Below are 21,110 nucleotides of genomic sequence, written 5' to 3'. Positions count from 1 at the left end.
GATGGAGTTGGTAGAGATGAAGTGGTCAGAAATTAGTATCCACACAACAAACGAGGCGATCGAACCTATCTCAAATATTTTACATGAAGCCGGGGCGAGCGGTGTAGTTATAGAAGATCCCCTTGAATTAACGAAGGAAAGGGAAGATCAATTCGGAGAAATCTACCAACTTAATCCAGATGATTATCCCGAAGAGGGCGTTATGATCAAAGCCTATTTACCTGTTAACAGTTTCCTCGGAGAGACGGTCGACGCAATTAAAGAATCCATTAACAATCTTATCCTCCATGATATTGATTTAGGGTTAAATAAGGTAACCATAAGTGAAGTAAATGAAGAAGAATGGGCCACAGCCTGGAAAAAGTATTATAATCCAGTTAAAATATCAGAAAAATTCACGATTGTGCCAACATGGGAGATCTACGAACCTGTTAGCAGCGATGAATTAATTATTGAATTGGACCCTGGTATGGCCTTTGGGACAGGAACACATCCAACAACGGTTATGTGTATTCAAGCGCTAGAAAAGACCGTGCGGCCTGGTGATCGGGTAATCGATGTAGGGACCGGCTCAGGAGTACTTAGTATCGCAGCTGCTATGCTAGGGGCGGAAGACGTCAGGGCTTATGATCTTGATGAAGTGGCAGTCGCATCCGCAAAGCTCAATATTAAGCTCAATAAGGTCAATGAGAGTGTAGTGGTTTCACAAAACAACCTTTTAGACGGTGTGGAAGAAAATTCCGCTGATGTTATTGTTGCAAACATTTTAGCTGAAGTTATTTTACGATTCACGAATGATGTTGCTCGTGTGGTAAAACCGGGTGGCTCTTTTATAGCGTCGGGAATTATCCAGCCTAAAAAAGATTTAGTAAAAGATGCACTAATTGATTCCGGTTTTGAAATCCTTGAAACCATTCTAATGGAAGATTGGGTTGCGATTATTGCAAAAAGGAAATAATGCTTAAAAAGGGGTGGAAAAACCCCTTTTTATTTTCCTTACTTCTTAAAAGTAGTAGAATAAAGAGTAAAATGTTAAGAGAGGTGCAATGTATGCAACGCTACTTTGTTCAACATCAAGCAAATGATAATCAATTTTTCATTGATGAAGAGGACCGTCACCATATTGTAAAGGTCATGAGGATGCAAATCGATGATCAAATTATTTGCGTTGATCCAAATGGCAAACAGGCTGTTTGTAAGCTTTCAGAAATTACCAATTCAAGTGTCGTTGCAGACGTTGTACAATGGATAGATGACAGTCCCGAGCTTCCAATTTCGATTACCATCGCAAGCGGGTTGCCCAAAGGGGACAAGCTGGAGTGGATTATTCAAAAAGGGACGGAATTAGGTGCCCGGCAGTTCCTTCCTTTTTCTGCTGCTCGTTCGGTTGTAAAATGGGATGAAAAAAAAGCGGCAAAAAAAATAGATAGATGGCAAAAGATTGCTAAGGAAGCGGCAGAACAATCCCATCGGACTGTAGTACCGACCATTATCAATCCGATGTCATTTAAAGAGCTGCTGAAAATGAGCGGGGACTTTGATTATAAATTAGCAGCGTATGAGGAAGAAAGCAGGCAAGGCGAGACCTCGGTGCTTTCTTCCACGTTAAAACAGATAAAAAGCGGCGAAACCCTCCTGATCGTATTTGGACCAGAAGGCGGTCTAGCTGAGGAAGAAGTTCAGCAATTAAAGGAATATGGTTTTGGGCTATGTGGTTTAGGACCGCGAATTTTAAGAACAGAAACGGCCCCATTATATTCACTTGCGGCTATTTCCTATCATTTTGAACTATTGAGGTGAGATTAAATGGCAACAGTTGCGTTTCATACACTAGGTTGTAAGGTGAATCATTATGAAACAGAAGCCATTTGGCAGTTGTTTAAACAAGAAGGTTACGAACGGGTTGATTTTGAATCCATTTCCGATGTCTATATTATAAATACTTGTACCGTTACTAATACGGGCGATAAAAAAAGCCGCCAAATCATCCGGCGTGCTGTTCGAAAAAATCCAGATGCTGTTATTTGTGTAACTGGATGCTATGCTCAGACTTCTCCTGCCGAAATCATGGCCATCCCTGGTGTTGATATTGTAGTTGGGACCCAGGACCGTGTAAAGATGCTGGATTATATTGAACAATTTAAAACACAACGGCAGCCAATAAATGGCGTAGGGAATATCATGAAGAGTCGAGTTTATGAAGAGCTTGATGTTCCAGCTTTTACGGACAGAACGCGTGCATCCCTGAAAATTCAAGAAGGCTGCAATAACTTTTGTACGTTTTGTATTATACCGTGGGCTCGAGGGCTGATGAGATCCCGTGACCCTAAAGAAGTCATTCATCAAGCCCAGCAGCTTGTTGATGCCGGTTATAAGGAAATTGTCTTAACTGGTATTCATACTGGCGGTTACGGTGAAGACATGAAAGATTATAATCTTGCTGCTTTGCTTCGTGATTTAGAAGCAGGTGTAAATGGCCTAGAAAGATTGCGGATTTCATCAATTGAAGCAAGTCAAATTACCGATGAAGTGATTGAGGTAATTAATCAATCCAATTTGATTGTGCGTCATCTGCATATTCCTCTCCAATCCGGATCAAATTCTGTTTTAAAACGTATGCGTCGTAAGTATACAATGGAATTTTTTGCTGAACGATTAGATAGACTTAAGGAAGTACTTCCAGGGCTTGCGGTTACATCTGATGTCATTGTCGGCTTTCCAGGGGAAACCGAAGAAGAGTTCATGGAAACTTATAATTTTATAAAAGAGCATAAATTTTCTGAGCTTCATGTATTCCCATATTCAAAGCGTACTGGTACTCCTGCAGCAAGGATGGAGGATCAAGTTGATGAGGAAGTCAAAAATGAACGGGTACACCGTTTAATTTCTCTTTCAGATCAACTTGCAAAAGAATACGCGTCTCTTTTTGAAGGGGAAGTATTAGAGGTCATTCCGGAAGAGGAGTACAAGGAAGAAGCCAACAAGGGGCTTTATGTTGGATACTCTGATAATTACTTAAAAGTTGTCTTTCCAGCAACAGAAGATATGATTGGGAAAATTGTTAAAGTTAAAATTACCAAAGCCGGATATCCTTATAATGAAGGGCAGTTTGTCAAGGTAATGGAAGATCGAGAATTAATGAAAGAAGTAATTTTTAACAAAGAAGAAGCTGCAATTTAAGTAGAAAAAGGACCTCAGTAGGTCCTTTTTATTTTAGATAAGTTAAGAAATCGGTTTTTTGGGAGCTCTGTCGTGTAAAAAGAGAATCATTTCCCCAAACTTAGTGGCGAACGGCAAAACGATTAAAGAGGTAGCAACATTAAAAATAACACTGATATGTGCTAGCTGAATATCTGTTTGACTTGCAAGAAGCTTTGCATTCTCCGTTAAAAAAGGGATGAGCGGGATAAAAAGTAATACTCCAAAAACATTAAGCCAAACATGGGCAAATGCTGCTAATCTTGACTCCCTGCCGCCACCAATCGATGCAATCACAGCCGTAATACACGTCCCAATGTTTGCACCAAGAACAATCGCAATCCCTGCATCAAGCTGCAGCAGGCCGGCAGTTAAAAATCCCATCGCAATCCCCGTCATGGCAGTACTTGACTGGATGATCGAAGTGATAACCGCCCCTGTGAGCAGGCTTAAGAAAATATTGTCATTGATAGATAATATAAATTTGTTGATAAACGGCATGACTGTAAGAGGCTGTGCCAATAATTCGAAACCTTTCATCGCTGTGAACACGGAAGCAATCCCAAAAAGCAGCATTCCAATGCTTCGTGCTTTTTTATTCTTGAATAATATAAGCAGCGCACCGCTTATGGCTAATGGAACAAGAATTCTATCTATATCAAACGTAATTAATTCAGTTTTAAAGGTTGTCCCAATATTGGTGCCGAGTATAATACCAATCGATTGAGGAAACGTCATAATCCTCGCCGAAATTAAACCGATTGTAATCACCATTACCGCCGAGCTGCTTTGCAAAAGGGCAGTAATGAAAGTTCCAGTTAACATTCCTTTTAACGGTGTACTGGTTAGTTTAATTAACCATGTTTTTAATTTATTTGCTGATAAATTGAATAACCCAAATCGAATAATCGTCATTCCAAAGATAAATACTAAAATACAAAGTATAAATAATAGTATGTATAGCATATGTTTGGCCCCCTCCCTTCATTGTATGGCAGCGCCTGAAGGGACATGCCAATTATTTAGACAAGCATTTAATCATGTTTTCCGTTTATTTGTGTGAATTTAAGTTGACCTTGTATAAAGGTTATATTATAATTGCAAGGTACATGGATTGAATGTAAGTGTGTTGTGTTTCGGAGGGAGGGAAAGAGAATGTCTAAAACCGTCGTTCGTAAAAACGAATCGCTTGAAGATGCTCTTCGTCGCTTCAAACGTACAGTATCAAAAACTGGTACTTTGCAAGAGGCAAGAAAGCGCGAATTTTATGAAAAACCAAGTGTAAAACGTAAGAAAAAGTCTGAAGCTGCAAGAAAACGTAAGTTTTAAGAGAGGGTGTATTATATGAGTCTTCTCGAGCGTTTGAACAATGATATGAAACAAGCGATGAAAAACAAGGAAAAAGACAAACTCTCAGTTATTCGGATGGTGAAAGCTTCACTTCAAAATGAAGCGATCAAGCTCGGTACAAAAGAGCTTTCTGAAGATGCAGAGTTAACAGTCCTTTCTCGCGAAGTAAAACAACGCAAAGACTCCCTCCATGAATTTGATAAGGCTGGTCGTCAAGACCTAGTTGATAAATTGCGTACAGAACTTGAGAATATTGAGCTGTATTTACCGAAACAGTTATCTGAAGAGGAACTGTCAGTGATTGTCAAAGAAACAATCGCTGAAGTCGGCGCAACATCAAAAGCAGAAATGGGAAAAGTGATGGCTGCTATTATGCCTAAAGTTAAAGGTAAAGCAGATGGTTCGCTCGTTAATAAATTTGTACAACAACACCTTTCATAAGTATTCTGACATAAAGACTGCTGGTTAATGCCAGTAGTCTTTTTACATATTTTGATTCATTTGAAACTTTTTATTGTCCTGAAACGTAAAACATATAGTCAGAAAGTTTCAGATGGAAAGGGGGAGCTAGAATGATTGAGTTTCTAACAAATCCGGTTGTTGTGACTATCCTTTTAACCATTGCAGGAGTGGGAATCGTTTTGGAGCTTTTTACTGCCAAATTTGGTATTGCGGGTTTAATAGGGATATTGGCGTTAATCTTATTCTTTTATGGTCACTTTCAAGCAGGTTTAGCAGGATTTGGAACATTAATTTTATTTGTTGCCGGAATCCTGCTTATTTTTTTGGAGTTTTTTTTACCTGGGGCGATCGCAGGGACACTCGGATTCACTGCCTTACTATTGAGTCTGTTTTTAGCAGGCCAAGATGCCTTGCAAATGGGTGTTTCCATCTTAATAGCGATTGCTGTTTCTATTTTTACATTCTTTTTGATGATTAAGACTTTGGGAAAAAAACTTGTTTTATTTAATAAGATGGTACTATCCGATTCTGCTAGAAAAGAGGATGGGTATGTTTCAAATATTAACCGTACTGATCTCTTAGGAATGGAAGGCCGTGCACTCACGATCCTACGGCCTGCAGGTACCATTGTTATTAACAATGAACGAGTGGATGCTATCACTGAAGGGGGTTTTATAGAGAAAAACGCTCAAGTGAAAGTCGTTAAGGTTGAAGGAGTACGAATTGTTGTGAGAGAAGTACAATAAATGTTAGGAGGGTTTTGTACATGGATATTTTATCAGGCGGAACTATTTTTATTATTGTAGTTATTATCGTTGCCCTAATCCTTTTAGGAATTTTATTATCGTTTGTACCAGTTATGCTGTGGATCTCCGCACTTGCTGCAGGAGTCCGAATAAGTATTTTTACATTAGTTGGTATGAGGCTTAGACGTGTAACACCAAGCAGGGTGGTAAATCCGCTAATAAAAGCCCATAAAGCCGGTTTAAATGTCACAACTAATCAGCTTGAAAGTCACTATCTTGCAGGCGGAAATGTCGATCGAGTAGTTAATGCGTTAATTGCGGCGCATCGTGCCAATATCGAATTATCCTTCGAACGCTGTGCTGCTATTGATTTGGCAGGACGTGATGTACTAGAGGCCGTGCAAATGAGTGTAAATCCGAAGGTCATTGAAACTCCTTTTATTGCTGGTGTTGCGATGAATGGAATAGAAGTAAAAGCAAAAGCAAGAATTACCGTTCGTGCCAATATCGAGCGGCTCGTCGGTGGTGCTGGTGAAGAAACAGTTGTAGCTCGAGTGGGAGAAGGTGTGGTATCTACCATTGGTTCGTCTGATAGTCACAGCAAAGTTCTTGAAAACCCGGATTTAATTTCACAAACCGTTTTGTCTAAGGGTCTTGATGCCGGTACGGCATTTGAAATTCTTTCGATTGATATTGCTGATGTTGACATCGGTAAGAATATCGGAGCAGAATTGCAAACAGAACAAGCGGAAGCAGATAAGAAGATTGCCCAGGCAAAAGCAGAGGAACGCCGGGCAATGGCTGTTGCTCTCGAGCAGGAAATGAAAGCAAAAGTACAAGAAATGAGAGCTAAAGTGGTGGAATCAGAAGCGGAAGTACCACTTGCAATGGCTGAAGCGCTTAAATCAGGGAATATCGGTGTAATGGACTATATGAATTTTAAGAATATTTCAGCTGACACGGATATGAGGGGCTCAATCGGAAAAATGACAGGTGATAAAAAGAATAATCAATAATCCCCGTTTTCCTTAAAAGGAGGGATGTCGCTTTGGAAACCATAGTAATTATGATAATTGCTGGAATTGTCTCAATGATCATCCATAAGAACAAAAACACTCCAGGACAGACACGGAGGAATCCTGCTGGCAAGCCGCTGGGAGAGATTCAAACCATGTTCAAAGAAATAACTGAAAATTTTACTACAGAAACAAAGCCTTTGAGGACGGAGAACAAGCCGAAACTACAAAGAAGTCTAAATACACTTGAAGTAGAATACGAGCAGGTAAGACAAGAGTCTCAAGCTAGCAGAATTGGGATGGCAGCTGCACGAAACCAATCAGCAAATAGGGACATTATTAAAAATCAGGAAGAAGTAACGCCTGATTTAACCTTGAATCCAGATCAACGCACAGTAATAGATGGATTAATTTGGTCTGAAATACTTGGGGAACCGCGTTCAAAGAATCCTTATATAATGAAAAAACGTTCTCGGTGAATTAAAACGAGAATATGGAGAGAGCATGAAACCTTTGGGTTTTGTGCTCTTTTTTTTATTTTTAAAATTCGTAATCCCTCTGTAAAGATGCAGTTTCAGGTACTGCTCTTAACGCCTTTTAATATTACAAACTAAAGTAGAGGGATGGATAATGGATAAAGCCGCTAGCTATTACGAGCGGGTGCAATTAGGAGGGGCTGCCCAGAAAATTGTCTCCTCGCTAAGGCAGGATGCAGCACAGAAGGTGTTCGAGCCTTTAAAGGAACTGGCAGTTGCATCCAAAACCACTGAGCCAACAAGTGAGAAGATGCTGTTAAATGCATCCTTCCTGGTAGATCGGGCCAATGAAGCCTTGTTTGATCAAAAAGTAAATGAAGTACATGACAAATGGGACGATAAAGTTGAATTCAGCTATAGCGGTCCGTGGCCCGCATATAACTTTGTGAATATCAGATTAACCGTCGATGCCTGATGCTTCACAAGTTAGTTTCTGCACCGATTAACCTCGTGATCAAAATCGCGGAAAAGGTGAAAGAAGAGGCTGATAAAGAATTGTACCACCTTCCCACCATTCAACAAAAGCTGATTCAACTTCAAATGATGTTTGAGCTTAGTGATATTCCTGAAGATGCCTATAAAGCAAAAGAAGAAGAGCTGTTAATAAGATACGAAGTAGCTAAACGAATGGAAATGGAACAATGGGAACAGATGACAAAGAAGAAGTGAGGCAAAGAAGATGGACGGTCTAATTTATTTATATGGATTAATTCCCACCGCCGAAGCAGATAAGAACTCGTTACCATTTTTAAAAGGCTTTGATGGTACCAGTAATCTATACACGATTCAGTTAGACGAAATTACCGCAATTGTTTGTAACCTGGATTCCGGACAATACTCGGAAGATAGTATTCAAGACCTGATCAACAGTGATATGGAATGGGTGCAGGAAAAGGCCTTTCATCATCATGAAACGGTAATGCATCTATCAACGATGTTCACGATGGTCCCGTTGAAGTTTTGTACTCTTTATAAAAATAAAGCCAGTTTGGTGACGACGGTAAAGGCGAATGAACCCAAAATGCTGGAGACGTTTGACATAATTTCCGGAAATGAAGAATGGAATTTGAAAATTTAATGTCAGGATGAACTCCTAAAAAAACTAGTAAGTGAAAGCAACCCGGTGATAGAGGCGCAACGGGCAGAAATCAGCAAGCTGCAAAAAGGACGACAATTTTTCGAAAAGAAAAAGCTTGAAAAATTGGTAAATTTGCAGCTTGAGGAAGAGAAGAACAAGGTGAGTGAGCAAATCCACTCGGATTTAGCTGAGTTGGCGCTAAAAGCTAATGTGAAAAGAACTTGGAACAGCCAAGTGACAGGCAGGCGGGAGCAGATGGCATGGAACGGTGTCTATCTTGTTACTAAATCGCAAGTGGAGCCATTCAGGGAAAAAATCCAACAATATCACAATTTAATGCAGGAAAAAGGATGGCTGTTTATGGCAACGGGGCCATGGCCTGCTTACCATTTTTCCAGCGTTTCATAAGTGAGGACAAGCATATGTCTGTAACGGAATCGATTGAAAATAAGGATATGCGTTAATTTGATATTTTGGATGTCATTCTTGATAAGGGTGTAGCAATAAAAGCAGATTTAGTGATTTCCATTGCCGGGGTTGATCTTGTTTACCTGGATTTGCGGCTCCTGATTGCGTCGGTTGAATCTTTGGTTCAGGCTCAAAACCGGAAAACTGTATCCTCAGAAGAATTTGATACACAGAGGGAGGCATTGATTGATGCAACCGGCCAGCCAAACACCAAATGGAAAGATTAATCTGGATCCTGATAATGCAGAACATGGATTAGCACAGTTAGTGTTAACTGTCATTGAGCTGCTGCGGCAAATCGTCGAACGGCATGCCATAAGAAGGGTTGAAGGCGGGACGCTGACAGATGAGCAAATTGAAAACCTGGGTGTCGCTTTAATGAATCTTGAAGAAAAAATGGAAGAATTAAAAAAAGTTTTTGGCCTTGATGATAAAGATTTGAACATCGATTTGGGTCTTTTAGGAAGCTTACTGTAAACCAGGAAAGGAGGAATTTTAAATGGAACATTCCATGCAATCAAGTACTATTGTAGACGTACTTGAAAAAATACTCGACAAGGGTGTTGTCATTGCTGGAGATATTACAGTAGGGATTGCGGATATCGAACTGCTTACCATTAAAATCCGCCTGATTGTAGCTTCTGTTGATAAGGCAAAAGAAATTGGCATGGACTGGTGGGAAACCGATCCATATTTAACCTCTAAAGCCTTAGAACACACAAACAAAGTGCTTGAGGAAGAGAATAAGAGGATCCTGGAACGGCCCGAATCTCTTGAAAAAGGCATCTCCACGAACCGCTTAAATTCACCTGATATCAATTATTAATAAGGAGGATTTTATCATGGGAAAAACTATAAAACACGAATACCAAACAGAGGAAGCAAACAACACTCAAAATGAATCTGGAGAGGTAAACTCACTGAAGTCAATGGATTCTTTCTAGGGAAGATATATGAAAACATTGATAAATAGTGTGGATTTCAAAATATACAATAATCAACTTTCAGATGTAAATAAAATTGTATTTTCAACACCCTTAAGACTTATTCTGACCCAGCGGCTTGCGGGAAAATCCCGCGGCCTCTTTTTATGCAGCCTATAATGGCCGGCTAGGTTGGGAGTTTTATTATAAAAAAGGTGCTAGAACCCTCTTTCATTTCATAAATATGAATTTTTTTATAGGTGGTGAGACGTGGTTCTTGCTATGACTCGGCATCTTTAAAATTTTGATGATGTGGATATGTAGCAACCTACCCCGTCTCCCGCTCATAACCGCCCTTAAAGTGTGGAAAATACCGCCCCTCATATCATCACGAAAAGAAAAGAGACTCCTCAGTTTGGGAGTCTCTTTAACTTGCCTCATATTCTTTAACCTTGCGGTAGAAGGTAGCCTTAGTCATTCCTGCTTGTTCCATTGCTTGAACACCTGTTATTTCTCCTGCTTTCCATTGTTTGTAGGCATTCTCAAATTCAACTGTAATAGACGCTTTGGGTCTTCCTAGATGTTTACCTTGTGCTTTAGCGGAAGCAATTCCTTGTGCTTGACGCTTCTTAATATTATCACGTTCTCTGTCAGCAACAAACGATAGGACTTGTAGTACTAGGTCACTTACAAACGTTCCCATTGTGTCAGCATACTTACGAGTGTCTAATAATGGCATATCCAATACAACGATATGTGCTTTGATAATCTTTGTAATATCGTTCCATTCCTTCAATATGCCAGTGTAGTCACGTCCTAAACGGTCAATTGACATAATGTATAGGACATCACCTGCTTTAAGCATACGCTTCATTAATTGATAGTCAGGTCTGTCAAAGTCCTTACCGCTTTGCTTGTCTGTGAATATGTAGCCTTCATCAATTCCTAACTCTCTTATTGCATCTAGTTGTCTTTGTTCATTTTGTTCCTTACTTGAAACACGTACATATGCGAATTCTCTTGTCATTTTAATTAACTCCTTACTATTAGCTTGTGAGTCAAGTATATAACAAGGTGTACCAAAAGGTCAATATTTATTTTGATACGTTTCATAATCAGTTATTGCACCTTTTGCAACTATACAAACACAGGTTTATTCAGTACTTAAATACCGTCTCATAAGGTGTACCTTTTGAAACTCATAGCTTATCAGAACCAATACAGCGATGTCTATTCCTCACTTAACAGGTTTCATCCTCGTTTTCGATGATTCGTCTCGAACAACATCAGTGTATTACTATAGGATTTATCACTTTACCGTACTAAAACATATCTATTATTTGAGTCGTGTCGGAAATATAACGAATACTGGTTTGTGAATGAGAGTGGTCTGTATCAAACGAACTTACAAACACCACATGAGGCTTACAGATTCAATCCTAAGCCTGACTTAGAATAAAGAGGTATAGAGGGGGGAGGAAAGACTTCTTAGAACACCACGAGCCATTCTGAGCGTCTGTGGCGTGTGTATGTACATTACATACTCATACTGCTTCCGCTAACCTTTCCGTAGCAACAAAAAAGCGTCCCTGCTTGATACAGAAACGCAGCTTGTTGTTAACAACTCATAATTCAGCGGGTTGAAATTCAATTGATTTTGCTTGAAACATTTTGTCTCGATATTCATAAACAATTACAATATCCCCAATAAAACCTGCAGGAGATATTTGTCCACTAACTCTTACGATAAGTTGATTTTCTTTTACTTCGTATTTAATAATACCGACAAAGGCTATATCATCAAATAAGTTTGAAGGTTGTATTTCTAAAGGGGTTATATCAACTTTGTGTACTTTGTTACCCACTCTGATTTCGGCTTTTTCAGTCGTTAACTTAGTTTTTACCTTTTTGTTGATAATTGCCAAAGGATTATCAACAAGTACGTCAATCAATCCATTAGTATATCTATACACATAGACTTCTTCATCTAATAAACCAGTACCATACCCCTTCGTTAAGATGATGACTAACTCCTTCTTTTCATCTTTGTTGATGTCTTCGTAATATATTTGTGGGGCATAAGTAGGGTTAGTATCGTTCATCCAAAAAGGTCGGAAGTAAGTTTCCCCCTTAAAATCAATTTTGAAGTCATGATATAACCCATCCATTTTCCTCGCATAGATAGTTATATTATCTTTATCAGACTTTGCTATAACAGTGTATTTTGGAATTACTGCCCTTACGTTATTGGGGGCAATTACAAGAAGAAATGCCATTACAAAAATAACGTATCTTTTCATTGGTTCAACACCTCATTAATAGTGTTCCCAATGAAGTTTTCTAATTCATACAGATAGGAATAGTTTGCTAAATCCGCTCCTTACCACAACAACAAAAAAGCGTTCCTGCATTGCTACAGAAACGCACACCCTTAATAATATTTATTTAGTCTAATAAATTTAAAACAATCACTAACAGAAATGATATTAAAAGGAAACCAATCATAAAATACCCAAAATATTTCAATGGTTTTGGCAATCTTTTCAATTTAGCATTGGTTGGATTTGTGGCATTTCCTTCTATCTTGTTAAAGTGGTCAATTACATCATTGAATGGTTTCTTTTCCTCTTTCATTCAACCCCCCCCTTTACCAAATTTTAACATAATAATTCCTTCTTCGCTGGAATATTTTGTTTGCTTTTGAGTGAAAGGGGGATTTGCTCTTAATGAAATCAGAGTTTTATTAGACATTCGGTTTCAGCCTTAAAGGTTGTTTTCTTTTGCATAAATGATAGTTTTACTTTTAGCGAGTTTGAACCTTTCCTTTAATTCCTTATTAGCCTTTTTGTATTCTAGATTATACTTATCCTTTATTTCAGATATACTCCTATCAAATTCTCTACCTAGAATAGCCTTTTTGTTCTGCTTCTCTTTCGTTACTCCATATTCCCAAGGTAGCAATTGTGAATAATCGATATGAACATATCTTAGTACTCTGTCTTTGGTTGTGTAACCCTGACGGTTAATATCCTTTAAGATAAACTCCTCAATCTTTGATTGAACATTTTGGCTATACTCTGATATTTGCCGTTCATCATGGAATATTGTGTCGGCAAACTCTTGCCCAAATACCCTTATCAAGAAATTCTTACTAAATCCATTGGTACGAAAATTGTTATCTAGAAGAACTTTTGCTCTATGATTTGCTTCTGTCAGCAACTCATCATTGTAAATAGGTATAGTGTAAAAGTTAGGGGGTGATAGCTTTTCGTGGTCAATATCCAATCTCTTGGCTAATGCTTTTGTTTCTCTTGTTGTTCTACGTTCTATCATTCGATTATCAGTTTTTACCTTGTTTACTAATCCTAAGGTGCAAAAAATCGAAATGTTTCTATTCCAAGTATTGTAGGTGCTAAAGTATTGAGATGCTAAATATCTAGCTGATGCAAAGAAATAGTAGTTTCCTTCTATTCTTGCTACAGGACTAACTATTTTGTCTCTTGACTCCTCAATTAATGTTGATAAGAAGTGTAGTCTACGTTTAATCACTCTATAGAGAAAGGGATACATTCCTTGTAATAGTTCATCATTGATTAGTTGTTCAAGATTCCATTCAATCTTTACATAATGTGGGGTAGTTTCTTCGAAAGTAAAGTTATACTGTGACATAAATTCCTTGGATTTTTCTTCACTTAACTCCATTGAGAACCACTCATATTTTACCCCGTCTTTTTTACCTTGAATGGTTCTCTTGTCTATAGGTATGAATTGCTTATATACCTCTCTTTCGTTACTCCTCAATTTATCACCTTCAAGCTATTGTTTTTACTGTTAGTTAATCATGTTTATAACTATGTGGAACAATAAATCGGACCAGTTAGAATGTAACAAAAAAGAATGAGTAATTACAAACTGTCAGTTAAGATATTAAAAGGATACCCTAATTCGATGGATACCCTCATTTTGACTCTATACTCAACTCAACAAAATCACCTTGCTCAACATCCATATATCCCTCAAGAGGAGAAGTGATTGTGACTTTCTCATCCACTCTTGCATAATGAATCTTATTGATTATCAGCTTCAATATACGATTACATTCATCAAAATCCTGCTGAGAAGCTTCCTTATTATATGCTTCATGGAAACGATTAATCTTTTCTATCTTGGACTTATATTGAGATGTGATTGAATCCTTATCCATGGTTTCAATGTCTTGAAGCAAGTCATCTATTGAAACGGATATCTTCTTTAACTCGCTTTCAACATCATTCTTTGTCTTTAAATACTCTTCTTTGTTAAACACTCCATCGAGATAAGCATCTTTTGCTCTTGAAAGTCTTGTATTTAGCTTGTCCTGTGTCTTTTTTAACTCCTTGACTTGGTGGAGTAAGGTATCTTTAGAAACGCTCTGAGGTGATTTCAAAGCTTCCTTCCATTCTCTTTGAAGCAACCCTTGAAGGAAGTAAAACTCATTCATGAAAGAATCTAATACTAGATTTTCAACGACTCCACGATTACCACATTTACATGCTTTGAGATATATTGCATTCTTTTGCTTACTGTCCTTTCTAAATCCCATCTTTAGACCACATTCATTGCAATATACAAGGTCTTTCAGTATACTCAATATTTTTCCTCTTGAGCGGTTTCTAGTCTCCAAATTACCGCTCATACGTCCTTTAATAGCTTGCTGAACTGACTTGAATTGTTCCCTAGTGATGATTGGTTCATGAGCATTCTTAGTTAATATGGTTTCAGTGATATTTCCCTTTTTGTCTTTGACATTGTATATAATGCTCCCTGTGTAGGTCTTATTATTTAGAATGGTGTAGACCGCTGTATCAGTAAATGATTTACCCGCTTTCGTCTTGTACCCTTCAAGCTTTTTTACAATGCTTTGGATTCCATAACCATTCTCAGCATAGTTGAATATCATTCTAACAAGGCTTGCCTCTGATTCAACGATTACAAGCTTCTTATTGTCTCCTTTTGAATATCCAAGAGGAGGAACACCTTGAATCCATTCACCCCGTCTTACACCTTCAAGCTTTCCAACTCTCATTCTGCGAGTGATTGTTCTTAACTCTTTACTGGATATCATGGATTCCATATCATACATGAGTCTGTCTGATTCATCACTTAGATTGTATGTTCTGCTTGGAGTGATGATTAGAACTCCATTTTCCTCTAATACTTTAGCAATCATTTGTGAATAGAGATTATCCCGAGCAATACGACTCAGTTCAACGACAACTAGTCCATCATATAATCCTTTATCAATATCCTTGAGCAACTGTAAAAGTTGGGTACGCTCTTCAAATTTCCCACCCGACTCAACCTCTTCATATAACTGGTACTGATATCCTTTTTCTTCGCATAATCTTTTTATAATAGTTCTGTGATTGAGAAGGACATCATCTGATTCACCGTTGTCCCTTGAAATACGATTGTATATAGCGACTGTTTTAATTAGCATGATATGAACCCCTGTAGAATAAATATGTTATTGAGACTTTATTATAGCACAAGCAACAATCGGTAACAAATCTCATAAATATGAGATGAAAGGGGGTTCTTTTTTATGGCAAAAAAATGGGGCCAGCGTGTTCGAAATTGGATGGCTAATAAAATGGATCTTCCTCAAGATGTCATGATGGACCTGCCACGAATTACAATGATTGGACATATCCATATATATGTGGAAAATCACCGCGGCCTGCTGTCGTTTACTGATAAAGAACTCCGTTTGTTGTTAAAACAGGGCCAACTGTTAATAAAAGGTAAGGGGTTTGTCATAAAGACCATTCTGCCTGAAGAAATTTTATTGCAAGGAAAGATAGATCAGGTCATTTATATAAATGAAGATGCGGGAGGCACAAAATGAAAAACCAGTGGATTGAATTTCTCTATGGCAGAGTTACCGTAAGAGTATCTGGCAAAGGGCTCGAACGTTTTTTAAATGTTTTAACAAGAAACGGTTTACATATTTGGCATGTCAAACGGCATGGCACTGAGACCATTACATTCAAGATGCGGGTTCAAGATGCCCTTAAAATTAGAAGGTTTGCAAGAAAAAGTGAATGCAAAATTACCTTTTTACAGCGCAGCGGTGCCCCATTTCTGCTAAAAAGGTTGTTGAAAAACAGCGGCTTTATGTTGGGAGCCGCCGCCTTTTTATTTATCATTTTGCTCTTGTCTAATATGATTTGGGGAATTGAAATTAAGGGGGCAAAACCAGCTACTGAGTATCAAATCCGTAAAGAATTGGACAAGATGGGCGTTAAAATTGGAAAAGTCCAATTTCTTGTTGCCAACGTTGAGGGAATCCAAAGACAATTGACCAATAATATTGGCGCGTTAACATGGGTTGGTGTGGAATTAAAGGGGACAACCTACCATCTGCAAGTGGTAGAAAAAAATGAACCTAAAAAACCTGAGCAATACTCACCACAAAATCTTATTGCAAAAAAGAAGGCCATCATTGTAAAAATGTTTGTGGAAAGCGGGCAAAAGCTGGTTGATATTCATGATCATGTTGAAAAAGGCCAGTTACTCGTTTCAGGTGCTTTTGGACAAGAAGATCATCCTGAACTTACTGCTGCTAAAGGTGAGGTTTGGGGAGAAACCTGGTATAAAAGCCATGTTGAGCTTCCACTCGTCACCAAATTTAACGTCTATAATGGGAAGGAAGAGCAAAAACATTCCCTCTTATTAGGGAAGTTAGAAGTACCTATTTGGGGTTTTGGGAAACCTAAGTATAAGCATTATGAGACAGAAAAGAATGTCCATAAAGTTCGTTTTTTAAATTGGGAATTGCCTATTTCTTATGTGAATAAAACAATTCGAGAGCGAGAAGTGTACGAACGAAGCTATTCTACTAGTGAGGCTGAAAAAATGGCAGTAGAACTTGCAAAAAAACAAATAAAAACCAGCCTAGATGAGGATGCTATGATAAAGGATGAAAAAATTTTACACAAAGCAATGGAAAATGGTAAAGTTATACTAGATATCCATTTTAAGATAATCGAAAACATTGCAGTCGGACAACCGATTTCCAAGGAGACTCCTGATGACAGAGAAATTAACAACCATTAATGTACAATTAGAAAATCCGGCAGAAGCGATTACGCTGCTAGGAAATTCGGATCAAAACCTTAAAACAATTGAAGAAGAGTTAAATGTATCGATTATTACAAGAGGAGAATCTGTCAGTTTATCTGGTGATGAAGATCAAGTCACTATGGCAGGCGAAATCATCGACAGATTAATTTTTGTAATCCGCAAAGGTATAAATATAAGTCAAAGAGATGTTCTTTATGCCATCCAAATGGCTCAGAAGGGTACTTTGGATTATTTTGTGAATTTATATGAGGAAGAAATCGGCAAAAATGTTAAAGGAAAAACAATTCGAATTAAGACGCTTGGACAAAGACATTATGTAACAGCCATAAAGAAAAATGACTTGGTGTTTGGAATTGGACCAGCCGGGACTGGAAAAACGTATCTTGCAGTTGTCATGGCCGTGAATGCTCTCAAATCAGGGCAAGTAAATCGAATTATTTTAACAAGACCTGCTGTGGAAGCAGGTGAAAGCCTCGGTTTCCTGCCAGGTGATTTAAAGGAGAAAGTGGACCCTTATTTAAGACCTCTCTACGATGCGTTAAACGATGTTCTAGGGGCAGAACATACTCAAAGGCTTATTGAACGGGGGACAATTGAAATTGCTCCTCTTGCCTATATGCGTGGCCGTACACTAGATGATGCTTTCGTTATCTTAGATGAGGCACAAAATACAACTCAGGCACAAATGAAAATGTTCTTGACTAGGTTAGGTTTTGGGTCAAAAATGGTGATTACCGGTGACCAAACGCAAGTCGATTTACCTAAAGGTGCCAAATCCGGCTTAATTGTAGCAGAAGAGATTTTGCAAAATGTAAAAGGGATTTCCTTTATCTTTTTAGAACAAAGTGATGTTGTTCGGCATCCCCTTGTCGGAAGGATCATTGAAGCGTACGAAAAAAAGGGTAATCAGCACTAAAGAAGGCAGAAGGGATAAACCTTATTGGTTTATCCTTTTTCCATATTTAAACAAATTCTTCGTTATAAAGGTGAAACTTTCCCGAAAAACTGATATGATTTTACATAAAGCGCATTTTCTAGTAGTATTTTTGTTAGTCTTTTACTATTACACTGATCGATGGGCCGTGGTTGGGGGGATTTAGTTGGATAAACTACAGCAGAACTTCATACGGATACGGAAATTACTTGACTTTACTTTTTTTCGCATTTTATTTTTTATCGTACTAGGAATTGTTTTAGTCGGGGCGCTTTACAACCATGTGAAACCCGAAAAACTTGAGTTAAGCTTGTTCTCAGTCGCAGAAAATACGATTCGTTCTCCTGCAACAGTAGAAGATAAGGAAAGTACCGAAACCAAACGCAAAGAGGCGATTAATCAGGTACAGCCTGTATACGCTTTGAAAAATGAGTATACGCAAAATCGGGTGGATTTAATCACATCTATTTTTCAAGCTGCAAACGAGGTTAATAATGAAATTAAGGAGGCAACGAAAAAACAGGAAGAGGCTAGTTCTGATGAATCAACCACCAATGAGGAGCCCAGTGATTCTGATAAAGAGTCACAATTAAAAGCAAAATTAACATCTAGTGTTTCGAAGGAGCTTTCTAATCAGGTTTTTGCAGCCTTAATTCACGCCAATAATGATGAACTAGCAATCGCAAAGGATTTAACGGTCACCGCCATCAATAATGTGATGACCAAAAGAATTTCTGCTGATGAGGTGGAAAATGCTAAGAAAAGGGTAGAAGAAGAATTAAAATACACTACCTTAAATGATGAATTAAAATTAGCAGCGATTGAATTAGGAAGATATGCTGTTATCCAAAACGAATTTTATGACTCTAACGCAACAGAAGAACTAAGACAACAGGCTGCAGAAAATGTGGAACCTGTAAAAATTCTTCAAGGACAAATAATTGCCGAAGAAGGAGAATTAATTAATCAGGATATCTATCGGCGATTGAAATTGGTAGGTCTGATCAACAATGATCGTTCATATAAGCCCCTGATTGGCTTAGTCCTGTTAATTTTCATTACCCTTTCGGCTATTTATTACTATTTTCATCAAATGAAATCGCTCCCTGAAAAGCGGCAAACCTACTTATTGTTGTATGGGATTATTTTCATTTTCTCGATTTTTATTATGAAAATTATTAGTATGCTTCAGGTTTTTAATTTTGATGGAATCGGTTATATTTTTCCGGCCGCCATGAGCGGAATGTTGATTAAAATATTAATTGATGAAAAGCTGGCCATTTTTATGTCCGTTCTTATGGCTGTCTGCGGGAGTATCCTTTTTAATGAAGGGATTACTGGAACACTTAATTTTTCAGTAGGAATTTACTTCCTTTTTAGCAGTGTTGCAGCAATTCTGTTTTTAAACAGCCAAAATCGCCGTTCAAGAATATTCCAAGCTGGTATCTTCGCATCACTGATCAATATATTAACGATTGCTGCATTAATGCTCCTCCCAAATGGACAGTACTCTGGGATTGAGTACGGCTATTATCTAATTACAGCACTTGTATCCGGGGTCATTTCTGCTGTGTTGACTGTTGGGGTATTACCTTTCTTTGAAGCGAGCTTTGGAATACTTTCAACCATCAGGCTGATTGAATTATCTAACCCAAATCATCCACTCCTAAGGAAGATTCTAATGGAGGCACCAGGAACCTATCATCATAGTGTAATGGTTGCTAATTTAGCAGAATCAGCATGTGAAGCGATTGGAGCTAATGGTCTTTTAGCAAGGGTGGGGAGTTATTACCATGATATCGGGAAAACCAAAAGGCCAAACTTCTTTATAGAAAACCAAATAAATCATGAAAATCCCCATGATAAGCTGCCTCCTGATAAAAGCGCAACTATTATTATAGCTCATGTTTTAGATGGGGCGGAAATATTAAGGAAATACCACATGCCAAAAGAAATTATTGATATTGCTGAGCAACACCATGGAACCACATTGTTAAAATTCTTTTACCATAAAGCCCTTCAAGCTGAATCAACTATGAAAGAAGAGGAATTCCGCTATCCAGGCCCAAAAGCGCAAACGAAGGAATCTGCGATTGTTGGTATTGCGGACAGTCTTGAAGCAGCTGTACGGTCTTTATCACAGCCTACACCGGAATTAATCGAAACGTTTGTAAAAAAAATAGTTACTGAAAGGCTTGAAGATGGGCAGTTAAACGAATGCGATATTACGATGAAAGAAATTGAAACGGTCTCCCACACATTATGTGAGACATTAAAAGGGATCTTTCACTCAAGGATTGAGTATCCAGAATTAACAAATACAAAGCAGGTGAAGCAAGCATGACCTTACTTATTGACAGTGTTGATGAAACAAATGAATTGACCGAGCAGCAAATGCTTGAAATAGAAAGATTAATCAATTTTGCAGCTAAAACCCAGCAGATTGAAGAGCATAGTGAGGTATCGATAAGCTATGTTTCAAATGAGCGGATTCATGAAATTAACCGTGATTATCGTGATAAAGATGCCCCGACAGATGTTATTTCCTTTGCGATGGAAGAACTTGGTGAGGGTGAGGTGGAACTATCCGGAATAGATATGCCTCGGATCTTAGGCGATATTATTATTTCGATCCCAAGAACAAAAGAGCAAGCTGAAGAATACGGCCATTCTTTTGAGCGGGAGTTAGGATTTTTGGCTGTTCATGGTTTCCTTCACCTCTTGGGCTATGATCACATGACAGAAGAAGATGAAAAAGAAATGTTTACTTTGCAAAAGGAAATTTTGAACGATTATGGACTCACACGATAAAAGGGAACGGTTTATCTCGTTGAGTTCCTTTTCATTTGCAATTGCAGGAATTCTCACCGCGATTCAAAAGGAAAGAAATATGCGGTTCCATTTGATTAGCTCGATACTCGTTCTGGGGTTATCGTTTTATTTTTCAATTTCTAAAATAGAGTGGCTCCTCATTCTCTTCACGATTGGAGGGATGTTTGCCTTGGAATTAATGAATACAGCCATTGAACGGGTAGTAGACCTTGCTACTGCCGAATATCATCCACTTGCAAAACAAGCCAAAGATATTGCTGCTGGAGCTGTGTTTGTTTATGCGGTTTTGGCAGTTATTGTGGGTATCATTATCTATTTACCCTATGTCCTGAAACTGTTCTAGAAAGAGGTAAAAATAAATCTAATTTTAACCGATTTGAAATATAAGGATCATTTCGGTAAAATAACTAAAATAATTTGTTTTAAAAAGACAAGTTACATT

Annotated in this window: 25 protein-coding genes and 1 pseudogene; 20 read left to right on the top strand and 6 right to left on the bottom strand. The window is 38.2% G+C overall.

All coding sequences use genetic code 11. From position 1 onward, the window contains the following. Positions 1-16 precede the first annotated feature (16 nt). The 3 genes from prmA (at position 17) to mtaB (ending at position 3,180) form a co-directional block, all read left to right on the top strand. A complete protein-coding gene (gene prmA / locus J7E81_RS16015; protein WP_215043734.1) occupies positions 17-958 on the top strand; it encodes a 50S ribosomal protein L11 methyltransferase in 942 nt (313 codons plus the stop codon). A 92-nt stretch (positions 959-1,050) separates the two neighbouring features. After that, a complete protein-coding gene (locus J7E81_RS16010) occupies positions 1,051-1,800 on the top strand; it encodes a 16S rRNA (uracil(1498)-N(3))-methyltransferase (RefSeq protein WP_215043732.1) in 750 nt (249 codons plus the stop codon). A 6-nt stretch (positions 1,801-1,806) separates the two neighbouring features. Further along, positions 1,807-3,180, top strand: coding sequence for a tRNA (N(6)-L-threonylcarbamoyladenosine(37)-C(2))-methylthiotransferase MtaB (gene mtaB, locus J7E81_RS16005; RefSeq protein WP_215043729.1), 1,374 nt, complete (start codon positions 1,807-1,809; stop codon positions 3,178-3,180). A 42-nt stretch (positions 3,181-3,222) separates the two neighbouring features. Here the strand turns inward: mtaB and J7E81_RS16000 are convergent, their stop codons facing one another. After that, positions 3,223-4,164: a Na/Pi symporter gene (locus J7E81_RS16000; RefSeq protein WP_215043727.1), complete on the bottom strand. Its 942-nt coding sequence runs from the start codon at positions 4,162-4,164 to the stop codon at positions 3,223-3,225. A 189-nt stretch (positions 4,165-4,353) separates the two neighbouring features. Between J7E81_RS16000 and rpsU the strand changes: the two genes are divergently transcribed. The 11 genes and pseudogenes from rpsU (at position 4,354) to J7E81_RS15945 (ending at position 9,680) form a co-directional block, all read left to right on the top strand. Further along, positions 4,354-4,527 (top strand): 30S ribosomal protein S21, encoded by a 174-nt coding sequence (gene rpsU, locus J7E81_RS15995; RefSeq protein WP_007087607.1) that lies wholly within the window; start codon positions 4,354-4,356, stop codon positions 4,525-4,527. Between the two features lie 15 nt (positions 4,528-4,542). After that, entirely contained in the window at positions 4,543-4,989 is a 447-nt protein-coding gene (locus tag J7E81_RS15990) for a GatB/YqeY domain-containing protein (protein WP_215043725.1), read from the top strand. 131 nt (positions 4,990-5,120) lie between these two features. After that, a complete protein-coding gene (locus J7E81_RS15985; RefSeq protein ID WP_215043723.1) occupies positions 5,121-5,756 on the top strand; it encodes an NfeD family protein in 636 nt (211 codons plus the stop codon). Positions 5,757-5,776: 20 nt separating this feature from the next. Beyond that, positions 5,777-6,772, top strand: coding sequence for a flotillin-like protein FloA (gene floA, locus J7E81_RS15980; RefSeq protein WP_215043721.1), 996 nt, complete (start codon positions 5,777-5,779; stop codon positions 6,770-6,772). 32 nt (positions 6,773-6,804) lie between these two features. Further along, positions 6,805-7,251, top strand: coding sequence for a hypothetical protein (locus J7E81_RS15975; protein ID WP_215043719.1), 447 nt, complete (start codon positions 6,805-6,807; stop codon positions 7,249-7,251). Between the two features lie 151 nt (positions 7,252-7,402). Next, positions 7,403-7,723, top strand: coding sequence for a GvpL/GvpF family gas vesicle protein (locus J7E81_RS15970; protein WP_215043717.1), 321 nt, complete (start codon positions 7,403-7,405; stop codon positions 7,721-7,723). Beyond that, entirely contained in the window at positions 7,723-7,977 is a 255-nt protein-coding gene (locus J7E81_RS15965; RefSeq protein ID WP_215043715.1) for a gas vesicle protein GvpG, read from the top strand. Before J7E81_RS15970 ends, J7E81_RS15965 begins: the two co-directional genes overlap by 1 nt. A gap of 10 nt (positions 7,978-7,987) precedes the next feature. Further along, positions 7,988-8,794, top strand: a pseudogene (locus J7E81_RS15960) (GvpL/GvpF family gas vesicle protein). A 62-nt stretch (positions 8,795-8,856) separates the two neighbouring features. After that, positions 8,857-9,081 (top strand): gas vesicle protein, encoded by a 225-nt coding sequence (locus J7E81_RS15955; RefSeq protein WP_308162232.1) that lies wholly within the window; start codon positions 8,857-8,859, stop codon positions 9,079-9,081. Further along, positions 9,044-9,331, top strand: coding sequence for a gas vesicle protein K (locus J7E81_RS15950; RefSeq protein WP_215043713.1), 288 nt, complete (start codon positions 9,044-9,046; stop codon positions 9,329-9,331). The genes J7E81_RS15955 and J7E81_RS15950 overlap by 38 nt, the downstream gene beginning before the upstream one ends. Positions 9,332-9,353: 22 nt before the next feature. Next, positions 9,354-9,680: a gas vesicle protein gene (locus J7E81_RS15945; protein ID WP_215043711.1), complete on the top strand. Its 327-nt coding sequence runs from the start codon at positions 9,354-9,356 to the stop codon at positions 9,678-9,680. Between the two features lie 524 nt (positions 9,681-10,204). Here the strand turns inward: J7E81_RS15945 and J7E81_RS15940 are convergent. The 5 genes from J7E81_RS15940 to J7E81_RS15920 form a co-directional block, all read right to left on the bottom strand. Continuing rightward, positions 10,205-10,804 carry a recombinase family protein gene (locus J7E81_RS15940; protein ID WP_215043708.1) on the bottom strand — a complete coding sequence of 200 codons (600 nt, stop codon included), beginning with the start codon at positions 10,802-10,804 and terminating at the stop codon, positions 10,205-10,207. Between the two features lie 598 nt (positions 10,805-11,402). Beyond that, positions 11,403-12,077: a hypothetical protein gene (locus J7E81_RS15935; protein WP_215043706.1), complete on the bottom strand. Its 675-nt coding sequence runs from the start codon at positions 12,075-12,077 to the stop codon at positions 11,403-11,405. Between the two features lie 145 nt (positions 12,078-12,222). Then, complete coding sequence (locus J7E81_RS15930; protein ID WP_215043704.1) at positions 12,223-12,411, bottom strand: amino acid transporter; 189 nt, start codon at positions 12,409-12,411, stop codon at positions 12,223-12,225. Positions 12,412-12,540: 129 nt separating this feature from the next. Beyond that, positions 12,541-13,578 (bottom strand): hypothetical protein, encoded by a 1,038-nt coding sequence (locus J7E81_RS15925; RefSeq protein WP_215043702.1) that lies wholly within the window; start codon positions 13,576-13,578, stop codon positions 12,541-12,543. A 157-nt stretch (positions 13,579-13,735) separates the two neighbouring features. Continuing rightward, the gene (locus J7E81_RS15920) at positions 13,736-15,256 is read right to left on the bottom strand and encodes a recombinase family protein (RefSeq protein ID WP_215043700.1); all 1,521 of its coding nucleotides are present in this window, start codon (positions 15,254-15,256) and stop codon (positions 13,736-13,738) included. A gap of 105 nt (positions 15,257-15,361) precedes the next feature. On the opposite strand from J7E81_RS15920, the gene yqfC reads away from it, so the two are divergent. The 6 genes from yqfC to J7E81_RS15890 all read left to right on the top strand — a co-directional run bounded on the left by yqfC (position 15,362) and on the right by J7E81_RS15890 (position 21,011). Continuing rightward, positions 15,362-15,664 (top strand): sporulation protein YqfC, encoded by a 303-nt coding sequence (yqfC, locus tag J7E81_RS15915; RefSeq protein WP_215043698.1) that lies wholly within the window; start codon positions 15,362-15,364, stop codon positions 15,662-15,664. Beyond that, positions 15,661-16,875 (top strand): sporulation protein YqfD, encoded by a 1,215-nt coding sequence (gene yqfD, locus J7E81_RS15910; RefSeq protein WP_215043696.1) that lies wholly within the window; start codon positions 15,661-15,663, stop codon positions 16,873-16,875. Before yqfC ends, yqfD begins: the two co-directional genes overlap by 4 nt. Continuing rightward, positions 16,850-17,818, top strand: coding sequence for a PhoH family protein (locus J7E81_RS15905; protein ID WP_215043694.1), 969 nt, complete (start codon positions 16,850-16,852; stop codon positions 17,816-17,818). The genes yqfD and J7E81_RS15905 overlap by 26 nt, the downstream gene beginning before the upstream one ends. A 184-nt stretch (positions 17,819-18,002) precedes the next feature. Then, positions 18,003-20,180, top strand: a complete 2,178-nt coding sequence (locus J7E81_RS15900; protein ID WP_215043692.1) for an HD family phosphohydrolase — start codon at positions 18,003-18,005, stop codon at positions 20,178-20,180. Further along, entirely contained in the window at positions 20,177-20,647 is a 471-nt protein-coding gene (gene ybeY, locus J7E81_RS15895) for an rRNA maturation RNase YbeY (protein WP_215043690.1), read from the top strand. Before J7E81_RS15900 ends, ybeY begins: the two co-directional genes overlap by 4 nt. Next, complete coding sequence (locus J7E81_RS15890; RefSeq protein WP_215043688.1) at positions 20,631-21,011, top strand: diacylglycerol kinase family protein; 381 nt, start codon at positions 20,631-20,633, stop codon at positions 21,009-21,011. Before ybeY ends, J7E81_RS15890 begins: the two co-directional genes overlap by 17 nt. The last annotated feature ends 99 nt before the right edge of the window (positions 21,012-21,110 follow it).

This window comes from Bacillus sp. ISL-18 (assembly GCF_018613415.1).
GTDB lineage: Bacteria > Bacillota > Bacilli > Bacillales > Cytobacillaceae > Neobacillus.
The sequence above is the reverse complement of the archived record's forward strand: the minus strand, read 5'-3'. Positions and strand labels throughout refer to the sequence as shown.